We start from the raw sequence: 18,182 nt of genomic DNA, 5'->3' as shown, positions 1-18,182 counted from the left end.
CCGGACAGATCTGAGAACTTGTCACGGAACCCGGTCGGGTGATCCGGCCGCCGTCAGTTAGGGGCGGGCTGGTCCAGGATGGCGCTGAACCGTTCCTCGGCGAGGTCCAGCTGGCCGAAGATGTGCCGCTTCACCGCGGGCGACAACGGGGTGTCCGGCCGGCCGATCAGGTCGCGGAACAGCGGCACCAGCGGGCGGTACTTCCGGGCCGACGAGATCACCTTCGGCCCGACCGTGTGGATCACGCCCACCCCGTTGTCGGTGAAGTCCGACACCTTGATCACCCGGGCCCAGGGCTCCCGGTCCAGACTGACCGCCAGATGCTCCCGGTACTGCGCGTTGCGGTCCCGCTCGGGGTCGTACACCGGATTGGTGACCGCGGCGACCAGGGTGGCCACCCGTGACCCGAACCGCGCGGCGAGCGCGGCCAGCGCGGCCCCGGTCGGGTCGGTGCCCGGGTCGCCGTCGGCCAGCTCGACCGGGTGGTCCTCGACGGCGTCGTGCAGCAGGCCGGCGACGATCACGTCCACGTCCCGCACCTGGTAGTGGTGCATCAGCCGGATCGCCACCCGCAGCAGGTGGTTCAGGTACGGCTCGCGGACGCGTCGATCGTCGCGATGCAGTTCGGCGGCGAGGTCGAGCGCGGCGGTCAACCGCGCCCGGGCGGCGTCGTCGAACTGCTGGACCTCCAACCGGAAACGTTCCAGCAGGCCCGGTTCGCCGTGGATCTCGGTGATCGCGTGCATCGGCATGCTGCCCAGGTGCGGCGGGAAGTCCATGCGTCACTTATAGCCGATCTTCACCACATCGATGAGCCCGTACGTCGCCGACCCGACCCCGAGTTGCGGGCGCGCCGAGCCGTCAGATCGGCAGACGGTCGGCGCCGGCCAGCGGGCCCACCAGGACGGGGACCAGCGGCGCCGGCAGGACGGGGCCGCGGCGCAGGGTGGGCGTCCAGCCCGCGTCCGCGCCCAGGTCGGGGTCATGGGTCGCGTTGTACGCCGCCAGCAGGTCGACCGGTCGGGCCGCGCCGCCGCCCTGGCGGACCCAGGAGCCTCGCTCGGTCAACGCGGTACCGCCCCAGTCGTAGAGCAGGTCCGCGGGGTCGACCGCCTCGTCCACTGTGAAGAAGTTGTTCTGCGCGTAGATCGCCGACTGGACACCGACGCCGAGCGCGTACTGGAAGTCGTCGCCACCGAGTCGGTAGTGGTTGTTGTAGACGTCGACCTGACCGAAACGCACCCGGGGCAGCCGTTGCAGGACGCCGTCGAAGAGGTTGTGGTGCAGGGTGACCCTCAGCCGGCCCACGTCCGGGCCGACGGTGTTGGACGAGCCGATCAACATCAGCTTGTCCCGACCCGTGAAGCGGTTCCAGGAGGCGGTGACCAGGCTGGCGGTGTGCGTCACGTCCAGCGACCCGTCGTGCACCTGGTACGGCCGACCGAAGTACACCGGCTGGGCGCTGTCCGGGTTGTCGCCGTCGGTGAAGGTGTTGTGGTCGACCCAGACGTTCTCGCTGCGGCGCACCGAGATCTGGTCGTACTGGCTGTTCCAGTTTCCTGCCTCGCCGTCGGTCGGCGACCAGGCGGGGAAGCAGTCGCGGGCGTCGACGAGGGTCAGATTGCGGACGATGACGTTCGACGCCCGGTCGATCATGAGGGTGAGCCCGGTCAGTCGAGCGCCACGCAGCCCGACGATCGTGGTGTTCGGCCCGACGTTGATCTGGGTCTGCCGGGTCTGGTTGGTCACCGAGCGCACCCGAGCCTCCTCCAGCGGCCCGCTCGGTGGCACCCGTCCCCACACCGCCGGGTCGTACGCGGCCAGGTAGGCGTCCAACCGGTAGCCCGGGTCGGCCAGGTCGGCGCAGCTCAGCGGCGTGCCGTCGGGCCCTTCGAAGCCGTCGATGGCGCCGTCGACGTAGATGAGCTTCGGGGTGGCGTCGGTGGCGTTGCCGGCGTTGTCGCCGCCCAGCGCGGCGACCAGCTCCGCCCGGTCGTGGACCACCCGGGTCCGCTCGGGGCTGGCCGCCGAGCCGCCGGTGGTGCCGGGGCCGTCGGCCGCCCAACCGTCCCGCTCGGGCAGCGTCTGCCGGCCGAGGTGGTCAGCCAACCAGGAGAGCCGGTCGGCGGACGGAACGTCCGGACGGGCAGCGGCGGCGGCCGGGGTGGCGCCGAGGAGAAGGGCGACCACTGTGGCGCCGCCGAGGAATCTGCGCATCGACTCGCTCCATTCGTTGGTGTGTGGGTGTCCGTCCCAGGTGGTGTCTGCCGCTATCCGGCCAGCTCGGCGCGGTACGCGGCGGACGCCCACGGCACCCCCAGCTCGCTCGGCAGCGCCCCCCGCTCGGCCGCCCGGCGCAACACGTCGACGACGCCTCGCAGGTGGCGGACCCGCTCCCCGCCCTCGCCAAGGGTGGTCACCAGCTCGCCGTCGAGCAGCCGGGGCTCCGGCGCGGGCCGCAACGCGTCCAGCAGCGCGGTGAACGGCGCGGTACGGGCCAGCGGCGCGATCAGTGGCACGCCCGACGGGTCGACCCGGTGGGCGAGCAGGTTCTCCAGCAGCCCCAGCCGCCCCGGAACCCGGCGGGTCACCACGTCCCCGGGCAGCCGCAACCGGTCTGTCGGGTACTCCAGCACCGCCTGGCCCGTCGTACCGGTCACCACCACCTCGCCCGCCACGAACTCCTCGGCGGCCAGGGTCACCGCCACCAGCACCGGCGGCCCGGCGCGGAACCGGACCCGCAGCACCGCGGTGTCCTCCACCTCGATCGGCCGGACCCGGTAGCGCTCCACCTCGATCGCGACCGGCCAGGGCGTCGCCCCGGCGAGCGCCTCGGCGATCGCCAGGCACTGCATCACCGCGTGCGCGAGCGGGTTGGCGAGCGCGCCGTCCAGCACCGGGCGGCCGTCCAGACTCCGTCGACCGGCCCAGGGGGAGCGGGCGTAGTAGGCGTCCGGCCGTTGCCAGGCGGCGATGGTGGAGATGCCGGTGACCGTGCCCAGCCGACCGGCGGCCAGCGCGTCGGTCAGCGCGGTGAGGGCCGCCGAGCCGAGCGCCTGGAAGCCGACCTGGGCCACCCGGCCGGCGGCGGTGAGAGCCCAGGTCAACTCCTCGTGCTCGGCCAGCGACAGCACCGGCGGCTTCTCCAGCAGCAGATCGGCGCCCGTGGCCAGGGCGTCGCGGGCGATCGCCAGGTGGGTGTGCGGCGGCGTGCAGACCACCACCACCTCCGGTCGGGTGGCGGCGAGCATCGCCCGGTGGTCGGTGAAGACCGCCGCCCCGGGCGGCACCGGGGCGGCCGGGTCGTCCTCCACCGGTCGGACGTCGACGAGGGCGACCAACCGCAGCCTGCCGGCGGCGTGCAGGGGCGCGATCACCCGCCGGTGCCAGCGACCGTGCCCGTTCGCCCCGATCACCGCCACCCGGGGCGGCGGGGTTGACCCGCTCACCGCCGACCGGTCCGGGTCGACCCGGTCACCGGGCACCGGCCAGGGTGGCCTCGACGCCGTGCCGCTCCAACGCGGTCAGCCAAGCGATCACGTCGGCGCGGACCTCGTCGTCCTCGGCCACCTCCATCGGGATGACGTCGCGCAGCGCGAAGACCGCGTCGACCGCGCCCGCCGGGCTCTGCGCCCCGGCGTCCAGCGCGGCCCGGATCGGCCCGGCCAGTGGGTCCTGGAACGGCAACGGCCGGCCGTCGTCGGCGTACCCCAGCGCGAAGCGCAACCAGGACGCCACGACCAGCGCGCCCCAGCGCGCGGACCGCCCGGCCGCGCGCAGGTCGGCGATGGTGTGCAGGACGCGCTGCGGCAGTTTCTGGGAGCCGTCGATCGCCACCTGGAGGGTGCGGTGGTGGATCGCCGGGTTACCGAACCGGGCGAGGGCCTGCTCGCCGTAGTCGACCACCCGCACCCCGTCCGGCGGGGTGAAGCTGGCCGCCACGTCCTCGGCGATCAGCCGGCGCAGCGCGTCGCGCAGGTGCGGGATCTCCAGCGCGTCGGCGATCGTCTCCCGACCGGCCAACGCTCCGAGGTACGCGATGGCGGAGTGCACCCCGTTGAGGGCGCGCAGCTTCAACCGCTCCCACGGGCCGGCGTCGTCGGTGAGCACCGCCCCGGCGAACTCCCAACCGGGCCGGCCGCCGGGGAAATCGTCCTCGATCACCCACTGCGCGTATGGCTCGGCGGCCACCGCGGCCAGGTCGGTCACGCCGAGCGCCCGCCGGGCCGCCTCGATCGTCTCCGGGGTGCTGGCCGGCACGATCCGGTCCACCATGGTGCCCGGGCAGGTGACGTTGCCGGCCACCCACTCGACCAGCCCGGCGGGCACCCCGCCGGCCCGGCCGACCGCCTGGTCGAGCATGCCGCGCAGTCGTCGACCGTTGGCCGGCAGGTTGTCGCAGCTCACCAGGGCCACCGGCCCGGCGTCCGCGGCGGCCCGGGCGGCCAGCCCGCGCAGTAGCAGCCCCGGCACCGTGCTCGGCGGTCCGCCGCCGGCCAGGTCCGCGGCGAGCGCCGAGTCCGGGGACAGTCGGCCGGTCACCGGGTCGAGTTGGTACGCCTTCTCGGTGACGGTCAGGGTCACCACGCGGACCGCCGGGTCAGCGAGCAGCGCCACCACGGCGTCGGGGTCGCTGGGCGCGTGCCGGACGCCGCTCAGGGCGCCGACCACCCGGGTGGAACTGCCGGCGGCGGAGAGGGCGCTGACGCTGAACAGGTTGTCCTGCGCGGCGATCGCCTCGACCACGGCGGTGCTGCGCGGGGCGACGGCCACGATGCCCCAGTCACCGCCGGCCGCGCCGACCGCCGCCTCGGTGAAGACGGCCTGGTGGGCCCGGTGGAACGCGCCCAACCCCAGGTGTACGACGCCGGTCGGCACGGTGCCGGGCCGGATCAGCGGGCGGGCCTCGGCGGGCAGCCGGCGCAGCATGCCCAGACCGAGCCGGGAGGCCCCGACGGTCACCGCCATGCCGGGCCGTCCGGGAAGCGGAACTCCGCGATCGACGCGGGCTCCATGGTGGCGCTGTAACCGGGTCGTTCGGGCAGCAGGTAGCGGCCACCGCGGGTCCGCACCGGATCGACGAAGTGTTCGTGCAGATGGTCGACGTACTCGATCATCCGACCGTCCAGCCCGGTGCCCACTCGCAGGTAGTCGAAGATCGCCAGGTGCTGGACGTACTCGCAGAGGCCCACGCCGCCGGCGTGCGGGCAGACCGGCACGCCGAACTTCGCCGCCAGCAGCAGCTCGGCCAGGACCTCGTTGACGCCGCCGACCCGGCAGGCGTCGATCTGCATCACCCCGATCGCCTCGGCCTGGAGCAACTGCTTGAAGATCACCCGGTTGGCGGCCACCTCACCGGTGGCCACCCGGCAGCGGCCGGCGGTCAACTCGGTCACCGCGCGGGCGATCCGGGCGTGCCCGAGGATGTCGTCGGCGTGGGTGGGCTCCTCGATCCAGTACGGGTCCACCTCGGCCAGCGCCGCCATCGCGGTGATTGCCTCGTCGACGTCCCAGACCTGGTTGGCGTCCATCATCAGCAGCGCGTCCGGGCCAATCTCCTCCCGGATGATCCGGGCCCGCCGCAGATCGTCGGCGAGTGGGCCGCCGACCTTCATCTTCATCGCCCGCCAGCCGTCGGCGTACGCCTGCCGGGTCAGCGCCCGCACCTTGTCGTCGGGGTAGCCGAGCCACCCGACCGAGGTGGTGTACGACGGGAAACCGTCACGTTCGAGGGTGGCCAACCGGTCGGTCAGCCCGTCGCGCCCCTTGTCGAGGATGGCGGCCGCCTCGTCCGGGGTGAGCGCGTCGGTGATGTGCCGGAAGTCGACGCTGGCCACCAGCTCGTCGGTGGGCAGGTCGGCGAGGAAGCGCCACATCGGCTTGCCGGCCAGGGTGGCCCGCAGGTCCCACACCGCGTTGACCAGCGCGCCCGTCGCCATGTGGATGACGCCCTTCTCCGGGCCCAGCCAGCGCAGCTGCACGTCGGCGCTGAGCGAGCGCCAGAACGCCACCGGCTCGGCGGTGATCTCCTCGATGGTGCGCCCCTGCACGTGGTGGGCCAGGGCACGCACCGCCGCGCAGGTGATCTCGTTGCCCCGGCCGTTGGTGAAGGTGAACCCGGCGCCGGTCGGGCCCGCGTCGGTGCCCAGCTCCACATACGTCGCCGAGTAGTCGCCCCGGTTGATCGCGTCGGAGCCGTCGCCCCGGGCTGCGGTGGGGAACCGCACGTCGTGCACCTCGACGGAGGTGATGGTGACGGTCACTGAGCCTGCCTTTCGTTCGCGACTGCGGGGTTCCGCTGCGCTGCACTCCTCGCGCTCACCGGTGGTGGTCCCCTCCGAAGTTGAAGACCCGCTTGGGCAGCCGGTACGCCAGGTCGACGATGGTCTCGGCGGCCTCGTCCATCGGCAGCCGGTGCTCGGCGACGAGCCGGGCCAGGAAGCCGGCGTCCACCCGGCGGGCCACGTCGTGGCGTACCGGGATGGAGCAGAACGCCCGGGTGTCGTCGACGAACCCGGTGGTGTTGTAGAAGCCGGCGCTCTCGGTGACCGTCTCCCGGAAGCGGCGCAGCACCTCCGGGGAATCCAGGAACCACCAGGGCGCGCCGAGCAGCAGCGCGGCGTACCCGCCCGCGAGGGGCGCCAGCTCGCGGGTGAAGGTGTCCTCGTCGAGGGTGTAGAGCACCAGCCGCAGCCGGGGGTCGTTGCCGTAGCGCTCCAGCAGCGGGGCGAGCGCGTGCACGTACTCGGTGGCCTGCGGGATGTCGCCGCCGACGTCGCGGCCATGCCGGGCGTGCAACCACCGGTTGTGGTTGCGCACCGCGCCGGGGTGCAGCTGCATGACCAGGCCGTCGTCGAGTGACATCCGGGCGAACTCCACGAGCATGTGCGCCCGGAACGCCTCCGCGTCGGCGGCGTCGGCCTCGCCGCGCCGGCCCCGGTCGTAGAGCCGTTCGGCCTCGGCCGGGGTCAGGTCCAGGGTGCGGGCGGTGGGGTGGCCGTGGTCGGAGGAGGTCGCGCCGGCGGCGATGAACGCGGCGCGTCGGGCCCGCAGCGCGGCCAGGTAGCCGGCGTACGTTCCGGTGTCCTCACCGGCTCGGTCGCCGAGCCGGTCCACATTGGTCGACCAGCCCTCGAACTCCATGTCCACCACGTCGTCCGGGCGGAACGTGGTGACCACTGACCCGCCCGGCCCGCCCCACCCGTCGGCGGCGAGCTTGGCGTGCTGCGCGAGGTCGTCCAGCGGCGACTCGGTGGTCGCGAGCACCTCGATGTTGAACCGCTCGAACAGCGCCCGGGGCCGGAAGTCCGGCTCGGCGAGCCGGGCCGCGATCTCGTCGTAGAGGGCGTCGGCGGTGCTCGGGCCGAGCGGGGTGTGCACCCCGAACACGGTGCGGAAGGTCTGCTCCAGCCAGAGTCGCGACGGGGTGCCCCGGAACAGGTGCCAGTGTGCGGCGAAGCGTCGCCAGATCACCCGGCCGTCGGTCTCCACCGGGCTGCCGTCGCGGGTGGGCACCCCCAGATCCGCCGGGGGTACGCCCTGACTGAGCAGCATCCGGGTCAGGTAGTGGTCGGGCACGATGAGCAGCTGCGCCGGGTCCGGGAAGGGGCGGTCCTCGGCGAGCAGGGCCGGGTCCACGTGCCCGTGCGGCGAGATGATGGGTTGCTCCGCCGCCAGGGCGTACAGCTCCCGGGCCAGCGCGCGCTGGCCCGGTTCGGGCGGCAGGAGCAGGTCGGTGTGGTCGAACGTGGGCACGGGGTGGGGCTCCTCGTCTCCTGTGTCAGCGGGGGGTGAGCAGGTCGGCGACGCGGACGGGTTGACCGGTCTCGAAGGACCGGTTGGCGGCCAGACCGGTGAGCAGGGCCAACGCGCCGTCGTCGGCGGTCGCGGCGCGGCCCAACGGGTCGGGTTGACCGCCGAGGAGCACCCCGGTCATCCGGGCGTCCGCGCCGCCGTGCCCGTGCCGACTGCGGCCCTCCACCGGGATCTGCCGGGGCGGGGCCCAGAACGGGCGCAGGGTCAGCGTCGCACCACCGCCCTCGGCCGGCGCCTCGGCGCCGTGCAGGGCGGCGCCCTTGACCGCGCCGGCGGTGCCCCGGTCGACGTAGTCGTTCTCGGCCACGTCCAGCTCCAGTCGGCCCCGGCTGCCGTTGACCATCACCCGGTAGCCCTCCCAGGGCGCGTACGCGGTGAGGTGGTAGGTCATGGTGGCGCCGGTGGAGTAGCGCGCCAGCACCGCCATGTCGTCCTCGATGCTCACCCCGGGCGCGAAGACGTTGCGGTCGCGCTGGTAGCCGTCCTCGGCCTCGGCGTCGAGGTACAGCTCGCGCAGCCGGGGGTGGGCGTCCAGTCGCAGCGCGAAGGGGTCATCGGCGGCGGCGGGGGAGCCGTGCGCCCGGTCGTAGTCGCGGGCGTAGCCGTGCCGGCGACCGTCCTCGCCGTAGAAGAAGAGTCGGCCGGCCGCGTACACCTCGACGGGTGTGGCGGCCAGCCACCAGTTGACCAGGTCGAAGTGGTGGCTGGCCTTGTGCACCATCAGCCCGCCGGAGGTGGCCTTGTCGCGGTGCCAGCGGCGGAAGTAGTCGGCGCCGTGGCGGACGTCGAGCAGCCACTCGAAGTGCACCGAGCCGATCTCGCCGACCGCGCCCTCGGCGAGCAGCCGGCGAACCTGTTCGTGCAGCGGGTTGTAGCGGTAGTTGAAGGCGACAGTCACCCGACCACCGGTCTCGGTCACCGTGTCCAGGATGCGCCGGCAGCGTGCCACGTCCACGGTCATCGGTTTCTCGGTAACGACCTCCCGGCCGGCGCGCAGCGCGGCCACCACGTACTCGTCGTGGGTGACGTCCACGCTGGTGACCAGGACGACGTCAACGCGCTCTTTGTCCAGCATGGCCGCGAAGTCACCGGCCGGGTACGTGGGCACCGGGCGATGACCCAGCTCGCCCAGCCAGCGGTTGTGCGCGTCCATCCGGGCCTGGTTGACGTCGGCGAAGGCGACCAGCTCGGTGGTGTCGGGGTGGTCGAGCACCAGCGCCCGGACGAACATCTCGGCCCGCGCGCCGGTGCCCACGACGGCGTACCGGACCCGTCCGGCGGCTCTCGGTGACATGCGGTCGCCTCCCGTGATGCTGCAAAGGTTTGCAATGAAGTAATCACGATCGATCCGTTCGCGTCAACGACGACGGCGGGATCGGCGTCATTTGTCAGCGTTTGAGGGGGCCCAGGTCACCAAGGGGAGTGTGGGTGCAACAAAGCCGTAACCATTGACCGTTGACACTGACGCAACCGTTTGCATTAATGGGCCACACCTGCGTGACCGCCACCACATCGGACGAAGGGGTCGCCGTGCCAGTCACCATCCGGGACGTCGCCCGGGCGTCCGGTGTGCACATCTCCACCGTGTCCCGCACCTTCTCCGCTCCACACCTGGTCAACCCGGAGACCCGGGTCCGGGTGCTGGCCTGCGCGGAGGACCTGGGCTACCGGCCGAACCGTGCCGCCCGAGCCCTGATCACCGGGCGGACGCACAACATCGGGCTGATCATCGCGGACATCGCGAACCCGTTCTTCCCGCCGCTGATCAAGGCGGCGGAGAGTCAGGCCCGGCACCGCGACTACCACGTCTTCGTGGCCGACACCAACGAGGACCCGACCGCCGAGGAAGAGCTGGTCCACGCGCTGGCCAAGCAGGTCGACGGAGTGCTGCTGTGCAGCCCTCGGATGAGCAACAGCCTGATCGAGCAGCTCAGCCGCGAGGTGCCACTGGTCGTGGTGAACCGCCAGGTGACCGGCCTGCCCTGCGTGCTGATGGACGTCGGGCAGGGCGCCCGCTCGGCGATCGAGCACCTGGTCGGCCTGGGGCACCGCAGCATCGCGCTGCTCGGTGGCCCGCGCAGCTCGTGGACCAACCGGGAGATGCGCCGTGCCGCCGGCGCGGCCGCCCGAGCCGGCGGTGCGGAACTGACAGTGCTCGGCCCCAACGCGCCCACCGAGGTCGGCGGCTCCGCCGTCGCCGAGCAGGTGCGACGCAGCGGCGTGTCGGCAGTGCTCGCCTACAACGACCTGATGGCGATCGGCCTGATCGAAGGGCTGGACGCGCTCGGGGTCCGGGTGCCGCAGGAGGTGAGCGTCGTCGGGGTCGACGACATCACCCTGAGCCGGCTGACCCGCCCCAAACTGACGACGGTGGCCACACCCACCGGGGCCGCCGGCCGGACGGCCGTCGACATGCTGCTGCAACAGGACATCGAGTCACCGCGCGGTGCGCGGGGGTCCGGTGCCGGCACGGCGCTCGGCGTTCGTCGTACCACCGCACAGGTAATGCTCCAGACCGACCTGGTCATCCGCGACTCGACCGGCCCGGGCCCGTACGCCCGACCGGCACGTCCCCTGGCCGCGCCGCGTGGCCCGGACCCGCATTGCCCTGCGGGCCCGGGCATCCCGACCGCGGCCACCGGTGACGCCGTCGCCTCCTAATGCCGAGGAGTGAGCGCACATGCACCCCGCAACGCCCCCCACCACTAACGCGCCTGCCGGGCGCAATCACCGTACCGCGCTGCCTCGGCGGCGCCTGCTGCGCGGCCTGCTCGCCGTGACGGTCGCCGCGCCGCTGATGTTCGGGGCCGCTGCCTGCGGAGACGACGACGGCGGCGCCGCCGACCCGAACGCCCCGGTCAAGCTCTCCATCTTCTGGTGGGGCGGCGACGCCCGGGCCAAGCTGACCGAGGACGCCCTCGCGCTCTACACCAAGAAGCACCCGAACGTGACGTTCGAGAAGACCTGGCAGGCCAATCAGGGCTACTTCGACAAGCTGGCCACCCTCACCGCCGGCGGCAACCCGCCGGACCTGTTCCAGATCGACGACAACTACCTGGCCGAGTACGCGGCCCGCAACACCACGCTCGACCTGACCTCGTACCAGAAGTCCGGAAAGCTGGACACGTCCAAGTTCCCCGAGAGCCTCTGGCAGTACGGCGTGGTCGACGGCAAGCTCGCCGGTCTGGCCGCCGGGGAGAACACCCAGGGCCTGGTCTACAACAAGACGCTGTTGACCAAGCACAACCTGCCCGAGCCGACCACCGGAATGTCGTGGGAGGAGCACATCGCCTGGGCCGAGCAGGTCACCGCCAAGACCAAGGTGCCCGGCACCCAGGACCCGAGCGCCGACTACAAGGCGTTCTGGGTCTGGCTGCGCCAGCAGGGCAAGGACCTCTACAAGGGCAAGGAGCTGGGCTTCACCGCCGAGGACGTGACCAAGTGGTTCGACCTGTGGAAGGGCGCCCGGGACCGCAAGGCCACCCCGACCGCCGACGTCATCCACGAGGGCAACTCCAGCGACATCACCAAGCAGCTGGTGGTCACCGGCAAGTCGGCGACCTCCTGGGTCTGGGCCAACCAGATGCCGGACCTGAAGAAGAACACCAAGGACGAGCTGGGCGTGATCGCCTACCCCGGTGACCCGAGCGCGCAGTGGGCCCGGGCCTCGATGTACTGGTCGGTGTTCAAGGGCAGCAAGAACAAGGACGTCGCGGTCGACGTGATCAACTTCCTGAACAACGACCAGGAGGCGGTCAAGCTGCTCGGCACCGACCGCGGTCTGCCGTCCAACCAGGACCTGCGCCGGGTGGTCAGCGACGACACCACCGACCCGGCCATGAAGCAGTCGATCGCCGTCGAGGCGGAGCTGACCCAGAAGTTCGGCAAGTCACCGCAGGTGCCGATCAAGGGACACAGCAAGGTGCGTTCCGAGCTGATCAAGGCTGCCGAGAACGCGCAGTACGGCCGGGCCACCACCGCCGAGGCAGCCACCCAGTACATCGAGGCGTGCAAGTCCGCCATCGCCTGACCGCGCCGCAAGGCGAGGAGAGGAGCTGTTCGTGGCGTTGACCACGGCGCCCGACCCGACCCGACGCGGCCCCGGATCCGACCGGGCCCACGCTGAGAGGCGTGGGCCCGGACGCTTCCGGCACAGCGAAGGTCTGGCGGGGTACGTCTTCCTGTCGCCGTGGCTCATCGGCCTGATGGGTGTCACGGCAATCCCCATGCTGCTGTCGCTCTACCTGAGCTTCACCAACTACGACATCCTCACCCCCTTCTCCGAGGTGGAGTGGGTGGGGCTGGCCAACTACGAACGGATGTTCACCGCCGACCCGTCGTACTGGCACGCGGTGCGGGTCACCCTGACCTTCGCGCTGATCGCCGTACCGCTGAAGCTGGCCGCGGCGCTCGGCGTGGCGCTGCTGCTCAACCGCGCCTGGCGCGGCGTCGGGGTGTTCCGCGGGCTGTTCTACCTGCCGTCCCTGCTCGGTGGCAGCGTCGCGCTGGCCATCGTCTGGGTCAACATGTTCAACCGCGACGGCGCGTTCAACTCGCTGCTGAGCCTCTTCGGCATCACCGGCAAACCGTGGGTCAACGACCCCGACTGGGCCCTCGAAACACTGATGGTGCTGGCCATCTGGCAGTTCGGCGCACCGATGGTGATCTTCCTGGCCGGGCTCAAGCAGGTGCCCACCGAGCTGTACGAGGCCGCGTCGGTCGACGGGGCCGGCCGGTTCCGCCAGTTCCGCAACGTCACCCTGCCGATGCTCTCCCCGGTCATCTTCTTCAACCTGGTGCTGGAGACCATCAACGGGTTCCAGGGCTTCACCGCCGCGTTCGTGCTCAGCAACGGCACCGGCGGCCCGGTCGACTCCACCCTGATGTACACGCTGAACCTCTACATCACCGGCTTCACCGACCTCAACATGGGCTATGCCTCGGCGATGGCCTGGGTGTTCCTGCTCGCCATCGCGGTCATCACCGCGATCTTCTTCAGCACCGGACGGTTCTGGGTGCACTACTCCGACGGGGAGGACCGGTGATGGTGACGGTGACCCCGACGACCGCAGCGCCGACCACGGCGCCGCCGAACGCGCGCCGACGACCCGGCGGACGGCCCGTGCTGCGACTGCTGATCCTGGTGGCGATCGTCGCCGTGGTGCTCTACCCGCTGATCTGGATGGTGGGCACCTCACTGAAGTCCCAGGAGGAGATCGTCAACAACGTCGGGCTGCTGCCCGAGCGGTTCACCCCGAGCAACTACACCGCCGGGTGGTCCAACTTCGACGTCAGCTTCGGCCGGTTCTTCCTCAACAGCGCCATGGTCAGCCTGCTTACCGTCATCGGCAACGGGCTCTCCTGCCTGCTGGCCGCGTACGCCTTCGCGCGGCTGCGGTTCCGGCTGCGCGGCATGTGGTTCGCCGTCATGATCGGCACGCTGCTGCTGCCCCAGCACGTGCTGATCGTGCCGCAGTACATCCTGTTCCGCACGCTCGGCCTGGTCGGCGGCGACTGGCCCTACCTGCCGCTGCTCATCCCGCAGTTCCTGGCCACCGAGGCGTTCTTCGTCTTCCTCATGGTGCAGTTCATGCGCGGCGTCCCTCGGGAGCTGGACGAGGCGGCTCGCATCGACGGCGCCGGCCCGTTCGGCATCTTTCGGCACATCATCCTGCCGCTGAGCCGCCCGGCGCTGGTCACCACGGCGATCTTCTCGTTCATCTGGACCTGGAACGACTTCTTCCGCCAACTGGTCTTCCTGTCCCAACTGGAGGACTACACCGTCCCGGTCGCGCTGACCCTGTTCATCGACTCGACCAGCCAGAGCGCGGTCGGCCCGATGTTCGCCATGTCGGTGCTGTCGCTGCTGCCGGTCTTCCTGTTCTTCGTCGCGTTCCAGCGGATGCTCGTCGAGGGGATCAACACCAGTGGCATCAAGGGCTGAACCAGCATCAAGGGCTGAACCCGTCGACACCGGCGGACGGCGGGACTGGCGCGACGTGGCCCGCGACGCCGCCGACCTCGCGCTGCTCGGCATCCTGCTGACCCTCGCGGCGGTTCCTCTGCTCACCGCCGCCGCGGCGGCGGGCACGGCCAGCGCGGCGGTGCACGACTGGACGCGTACCGGCAGCTGGCCGTCGGCGCGCACGACCGTGCGCCGGTTCGGCCGCTCGGTGCTGCCCGGTGTGCCGGTCAGCCTGTTCGCGCTCGCCGGCGCGGCGCTGCTCGCCGCCGACCTGGCGGCGCTGGCCACCGGCCGGGTGCCGGGCGGCCCGGCGGCGCTGCTGGCGACGGCGCTGATCGCGGCCGGCCTGGCCGGGTACGCCGGGCTGGTCGTCGTCGAGGTGGGCGGCAACGGGGGCGGGCGGTGGCGGGCCTCGGCCCGGTCCGCCGCCCGCGCCTGCCTCGACGCGCCCACCCGCTGGGCCGCGCTCACCGGGGTCGTCGCGCTGGCCGGGCTGCTCACCGTCCTGGTCACCCCGGTCGCGGTGCCGATCCTCGCCGGCTACACCGTGGCCGCCCTGCACGCCGTCACCGTCCGCCGGCCGGTGTCGGCCGCCGTTCTCGGCCGCCGGGAGCTGCCGTGAGCGGGGAGCCGGTGCGGCTGACGGTCGGGGCCACGGAGGTCGCCGAGTACGTGCTCGACCCGGCGCTGGACGCGCGGCACGGGCCCCGACCGTACCTGCACCCGGTACGCACGCTCGGCGGAACGGTGGTCACCGACGCGCTCCCCGCCGACCACGTGTGGCACCTCGGCGCGTCCCTCGCGGTGCAGGACGTCGACGGCAGCAACCTCTGGGGCGGGCGCACCTACGTCCGCGACGTCGGCTACACCTGGCGGGACGACCACGGCGTCATCGCGCACACCGGCGAGGTCGAACGGTCCCCGGGCCGGTACGCACACGATCTCCAGTGGCGTGACCGGGCCGGCGGGGTGCTGTTGACCGAGCGGAGGTGGGTCGCCGCGTCGGTGGTCGCGCCGGACGCCTGGCGGCTCGACCTGGAGTCCGTCCTCGTCGCCCCGGACGACCGGGAGATCCGACTGGGCAGCCCGGCCACCAACGGCCGCCCGGGCGGGGCCGGTTACGGGGGGTTCTTCTGGCGGGCCGCCGCCGACGGCGAACCGGCGGTGTTCACCGCCGACGCGGCCGGGGAGGAGACGGTCAACGGCAGTGCGGCGCCGTGGCTCGCGCTGACCGGCGCAGGGGCGGGCGGCGGGGCGTACACCCTGGTCTTCACGGGCCTCGGCCGAGACGACCGGTGGTTCGTGCGGACCGGGATGTATCCGGGGGTCTGTGTGGCGTTCGCGTTCGACCGCCCGGCGGTGGTGCCGGCCGGTGGGAGCCGGCACGGCCGGTACCGGGTGTGGGTGGCCGACGGGACCCTCGACCGCGACGGTGTCGCCGCCCTGGTCACGACGGTGCCGTGAACTCCGCGCGGACCCGGTGGTCAGCCGGACCGGTCGGTCAGCTCACGGATTGCCACCTGGTACGCGGCCTGTGTGTGGTACGGCCAGTGCCCTTCGATCGGCGGCGGCACGGTGTCCGCCGGGTCGATGGTCAGGCTGCGGGGATCACGCAGTCGAATGTCGACGTCGACGCCGGGCGGTGCTCCGTGCGGGCCCGGAGGGAAGATCGGCCCGCCGATCGGGTCGGTGTCTCGCCACAGGTTGCGCCACCGCCACCCGATCCGCCCGCCCAGGTCGCGCAGCGTCCGCGGCCCGAGGTACGCCGGGTAGAGCCGCGAATAGGTGCGTTGCAGCGGCGAGCCGTAGGTCAACAGGGAGACCCGGGCCAGCACGGACGGCGGTAGTTGCAGGATGGTGGCCGCGGCGAGCACCGAGCCGTGGCTGTGCCCGGAGATGACCAACGGCCCCCGCGCGGCGAGCCCGGTGACCCGTTTCGCCAGCTCCGGAACGGCGCGGGCGGCGTAGCAGGGCGGCGCGAACGGGTGGACCGTCCGGGGCCAGAACGTGCCGAGGTCCCACAGCACCGCCACCACCCGCCGGGTCTGGGCCGACCGGTACGCGCGGAAACCGAGGATCATGAGGCAGATCACCAGCAGGCTGATCACCCAGACCCCGGCGTCGGTGACGTACGCGGCGAGCACGGCGGCGGCGCCACCGTGCCCGCCCAGGCGGTCCGCGAGCTGGGTGGGACCGACCCCGATCACGTCGAAGGCGACGGTGGCCAGCCCGAGCGACGCGATCAGCAGGAACGCGACAAGCACCGGGCCCAACTCCTCGGTGATCCGGGACCGGGCGATGATCTCCCGGACCTGGCGCAGCCGGTGCGCGTCCTCGGCTGGCACGTCGGGGTAGTCCCGCTCGATGATCCCCGCTGCCAGCCTCCGTCGCCGCCGCCGGCTCAACAGGAGGGTCGCCGAGGTCACCGCCGCGCCGATCAGCAGCGCGGCGAGCCCGGCGAGCGCGGCCCACCAGTAGGCCACCGGCGGTTCCAGCGGGCCGACGATCGGCGGGTTGGGCCGGATCGGATCGGGGATGTCGCCGTGGTCGAGGGCGTCCGCGACGCGGTAGACCAGGGTCGCGGTGAAGGCCGCGCCGACGCTCACCGCCGCGGCCGCCACGATCGGGGTGCCGAGCCCGCGCAGGAAGGGGCGTTCGTCGTCGCGGGCGGCACGCTGGCGGGTGTACGTGACGACCATGAGCACGACCAGCAGGAGGCCCTGCGTGGCGACCACCCCGGCGGCGGCGCCCTCGTACCCGGGCAGCTTGCCCGATCCGGACGGCGTCGCGTCCGCGAGCGCAGCCGAGCCGAGGCAGCACACGGTCACCACCACGGTGGCCACCCAGAGGGGGCGCAGGAACCGTCGGGCCCCCGCCGGGCTGGCCGGCACGGGCAGGGCGAGCAGGGCCGCCCCGACCACGAGCAGCCCGACGGCGATGCCGAACAGCGCGCCGTGACCGGGCGCGCCCACCCCACCCGGTGAGATGCCGGCGAGCAGGGCGACGTTCAGCGTCCCGATGCCGAGCACCACGTGGAGCTGCCGCAGCCAACCCGTGGTCTGCTCGTCCTGCCAGAAGCCGGGGTCGGTGAGGCTCCCGGCTGGTTCACCGGGCAGGCGTTGCGCCGACGACGGGCCGAACCCCTCGAAGGCCTGCGCCGACCGGGTGCCGATGGCCCAGACGACCCGCAGCGCCAGCAGGGGAACGATCGACAGCAGGGCCAGCCGGGGCCCGGCCGGGAGATTGTTCAGCCAGGCCAGGTAGGGGCGGCTGGCCCGGCACCCGGGGTACGGCACGCACTGCCAGCCGACCAGGTCCAGGGTGACGCCCACCGCCGCCAGCATGAACGTGGCCGTGAGGGTGCCGGCGAGCAACCGGCACAGCACGCCGAGTAGCCCCCACCGGTCGTGCCCCGGCGGCCGGAGCCAGATCGCCAGGTTGCTCAACATGAAGGGCAGCAGCAGCAACATCGAGGCCGTCCGGACCGCCGCGCCGGCGGTCAGCGAACCCCAGCGGTACGCCTCGACGGCGACCCCGTCGGTGGCCCCGCCGGCGGTGCCGCTGCCAGGCCGGGGCCGGAAGAAGCCCGCGTGCGTGTTCCCGGCGACCCGGGTCACGAGCGGGTGGTCGAGGATCCGTTCGGCGGTGACGCCGGAGATGCCGTGCACGCGCAGCTCCACGGCGTCGCGCCCCGGCGTCTCGTCCACGCCGTCAGGGTCACAGACAATCCACTCGGGCGCTGCCGATACCGCAAACGTCAACGGGTGGGCGGCGCGGCGCCGATCCGGGTGGCCGTGCGGTTCGCCGGTGCGACGAGATGACGTACGTTGCCGGAGAAAGTCGTCAATGGGGCAGTCACGTCCACGGGGGTTCCACGATCGTGATGAGGACCAACGCCGCCATGCGGAGCCTGCTCGGCAGCGCGGCCTTCGCCACCGACCAGCCGACCGTTCCCGAGCTGGAGCAGGACACGCTCGACGCGGGCTGGACGGTGGAACCGAGCGGCGCGCTCCTCCTCGTGGGGCATCGGCCGAAGCGCGTGCATGACATCCCGACGGAGGCGCTCGGGGAGGGCGAGTACGAGATCAACGACGTCCACGTGTCTCTTGACGACCTGGGTAGGGAGACAGCCGACTTCCTCCCCAGGGCGGCGTCGCGTGGGCTGTACTTCGCCCGCCGGATGCTGGCGGCGGCGCGTGGCCTGCCGGGCTCGGAGACCCTCCTGGCGGCCGTCGCCATCCACGTCGACGTGGATGACGAGGACTTCGCCCTCCAGGGCGCCACGATCCGCTTCTTCAGCCGGCGGGGGTCCTATCCACCCTGGTTCGACGACCTGGAGACCTACACCCGTGAGGCGATCGCCGTGCTGGACCTGTCCGCCCCGACAACCTGATCCCCGCCC

The 18,182-nt window shown here is 72.4% G+C and carries 15 protein-coding genes; 7 read left to right on the top strand and 8 right to left on the bottom strand.

From position 1 onward, the window contains the following. Positions 1-53 precede the first annotated feature (53 nt). From ACQRWP_RS11845 to ACQRWP_RS11815, 7 genes are all read right to left on the bottom strand, one after another. Positions 54-779, bottom strand: coding sequence for an HD domain-containing protein (locus ACQRWP_RS11845; RefSeq protein WP_430502279.1), 726 nt, complete (start codon positions 777-779; stop codon positions 54-56). 82 nt (positions 780-861) lie between these two features. After that, entirely contained in the window at positions 862-2,217 is a 1,356-nt protein-coding gene (locus tag ACQRWP_RS11840; RefSeq protein ID WP_430502278.1) for a pectate lyase family protein, read from the bottom strand. A 53-nt stretch (positions 2,218-2,270) separates the two neighbouring features. Continuing rightward, positions 2,271-3,485: a Gfo/Idh/MocA family protein gene (locus ACQRWP_RS11835; protein ID WP_430502277.1), complete on the bottom strand. Its 1,215-nt coding sequence runs from the start codon at positions 3,483-3,485 to the stop codon at positions 2,271-2,273. Continuing rightward, positions 3,475-4,968, bottom strand: coding sequence for a mannitol dehydrogenase family protein (locus ACQRWP_RS11830; protein ID WP_430502276.1), 1,494 nt, complete (start codon positions 4,966-4,968; stop codon positions 3,475-3,477). Before ACQRWP_RS11830 ends, ACQRWP_RS11835 begins: the two co-directional genes overlap by 11 nt. After that, entirely contained in the window at positions 4,959-6,263 is a 1,305-nt protein-coding gene (locus tag ACQRWP_RS11825; protein ID WP_430502275.1) for an enolase C-terminal domain-like protein, read from the bottom strand. The genes ACQRWP_RS11830 and ACQRWP_RS11825 overlap by 10 nt, the downstream gene beginning before the upstream one ends. Positions 6,264-6,318: 55 nt before the next feature. Next, a complete protein-coding gene (gene uxaC, locus ACQRWP_RS11820; protein WP_430502274.1) occupies positions 6,319-7,755 on the bottom strand; it encodes a glucuronate isomerase in 1,437 nt (478 codons plus the stop codon). Between the two features lie 25 nt (positions 7,756-7,780). Then, positions 7,781-9,109, bottom strand: a complete 1,329-nt coding sequence (locus ACQRWP_RS11815) for a Gfo/Idh/MocA family protein (protein WP_430502273.1) — start codon at positions 9,107-9,109, stop codon at positions 7,781-7,783. Between the two features lie 236 nt (positions 9,110-9,345). On the opposite strand from ACQRWP_RS11815, the gene ACQRWP_RS11810 reads away from it, so the two are divergent. From ACQRWP_RS11810 to ACQRWP_RS11785, 6 genes are read left to right on the top strand one after another with little or no spacing between them, the layout of a single operon-like run. After that, on the top strand, positions 9,346-10,476 hold the full coding sequence (locus tag ACQRWP_RS11810; protein ID WP_430502272.1) for a LacI family DNA-binding transcriptional regulator: 1,131 nt from the start codon (positions 9,346-9,348) through the stop codon (positions 10,474-10,476). Between the two features lie 19 nt (positions 10,477-10,495). Beyond that, positions 10,496-11,845, top strand: a complete 1,350-nt coding sequence (locus ACQRWP_RS11805; protein WP_430502271.1) for an ABC transporter substrate-binding protein — start codon at positions 10,496-10,498, stop codon at positions 11,843-11,845. A gap of 31 nt (positions 11,846-11,876) precedes the next feature. Continuing rightward, a complete protein-coding gene (locus ACQRWP_RS11800; protein ID WP_430502270.1) occupies positions 11,877-12,860 on the top strand; it encodes a carbohydrate ABC transporter permease in 984 nt (327 codons plus the stop codon). Next, positions 12,860-13,759, top strand: coding sequence for a carbohydrate ABC transporter permease (locus ACQRWP_RS11795; protein ID WP_430502269.1), 900 nt, complete (start codon positions 12,860-12,862; stop codon positions 13,757-13,759). Before ACQRWP_RS11800 ends, ACQRWP_RS11795 begins: the two co-directional genes overlap by 1 nt. A gap of 55 nt (positions 13,760-13,814) precedes the next feature. Beyond that, positions 13,815-14,402, top strand: coding sequence for a hypothetical protein (locus ACQRWP_RS11790; RefSeq protein ID WP_430502268.1), 588 nt, complete (start codon positions 13,815-13,817; stop codon positions 14,400-14,402). Beyond that, positions 14,399-15,244 (top strand): PmoA family protein, encoded by an 846-nt coding sequence (locus tag ACQRWP_RS11785; RefSeq protein ID WP_430502267.1) that lies wholly within the window; start codon positions 14,399-14,401, stop codon positions 15,242-15,244. The genes ACQRWP_RS11790 and ACQRWP_RS11785 overlap by 4 nt, the downstream gene beginning before the upstream one ends. 20 nt (positions 15,245-15,264) lie before the next feature. Here ACQRWP_RS11785 and ACQRWP_RS11780 read toward each other — a convergent pair whose 3' ends face one another. Continuing rightward, a complete protein-coding gene (locus tag ACQRWP_RS11780; RefSeq protein WP_430502266.1) occupies positions 15,265-17,487 on the bottom strand; it encodes a hypothetical protein in 2,223 nt (740 codons plus the stop codon). Positions 17,488-17,663: 176 nt separating this feature from the next. Between ACQRWP_RS11780 and ACQRWP_RS11775 the strand changes: the two genes are divergently transcribed. Then, the gene (locus ACQRWP_RS11775) at positions 17,664-18,173 is read left to right on the top strand and encodes a hypothetical protein (RefSeq protein WP_430502265.1); all 510 of its coding nucleotides are present in this window, start codon (positions 17,664-17,666) and stop codon (positions 18,171-18,173) included. Positions 18,174-18,182 lie beyond the last annotated feature (9 nt).

The organism is Micromonospora trifolii, assembly GCF_050516465.1.
In the GTDB taxonomy this organism is placed as follows: Bacteria; Actinomycetota; Actinomycetes; order Mycobacteriales; family Micromonosporaceae; genus Micromonospora; species Micromonospora trifolii.
The sequence above is the reverse complement of the archived record's forward strand: the minus strand, read 5'-3'. Positions and strand labels throughout refer to the sequence as shown.

Bases quoted from the DNA above. Each gene is read 5' to 3' on its own strand.
- ACQRWP_RS11805 (WP_430502271.1), top strand. From the start codon at position 10,496: ATGCACCCCGCAACGCCCCCCACCACTAACGCGCCTGCCGGGCGCAAT.
- ACQRWP_RS11840 (WP_430502278.1), bottom strand. From the start codon at position 2,217: ATGCGCAGATTCCTCGGCGGCGCCACAGTGGTCGCCCTTCTCCTCGGC.
- ACQRWP_RS11830 (WP_430502276.1), bottom strand. From the start codon at position 4,968: ATGGCGGTGACCGTCGGGGCCTCCCGGCTCGGTCTGGGCATGCTGCGC.
- ACQRWP_RS11845 (WP_430502279.1), bottom strand. From the start codon at position 779: ATGGACTTCCCGCCGCACCTGGGCAGCATGCCGATGCACGCGATCACC.
- ACQRWP_RS11815 (WP_430502273.1), bottom strand. From the start codon at position 9,109: ATGTCACCGAGAGCCGCCGGACGGGTCCGGTACGCCGTCGTGGGCACC.
- ACQRWP_RS11775 (WP_430502265.1), top strand. From the start codon at position 17,664: ATGAGGACCAACGCCGCCATGCGGAGCCTGCTCGGCAGCGCGGCCTTC.
- ACQRWP_RS11795 (WP_430502269.1), top strand. From the start codon at position 12,860: ATGGTGACGGTGACCCCGACGACCGCAGCGCCGACCACGGCGCCGCCG.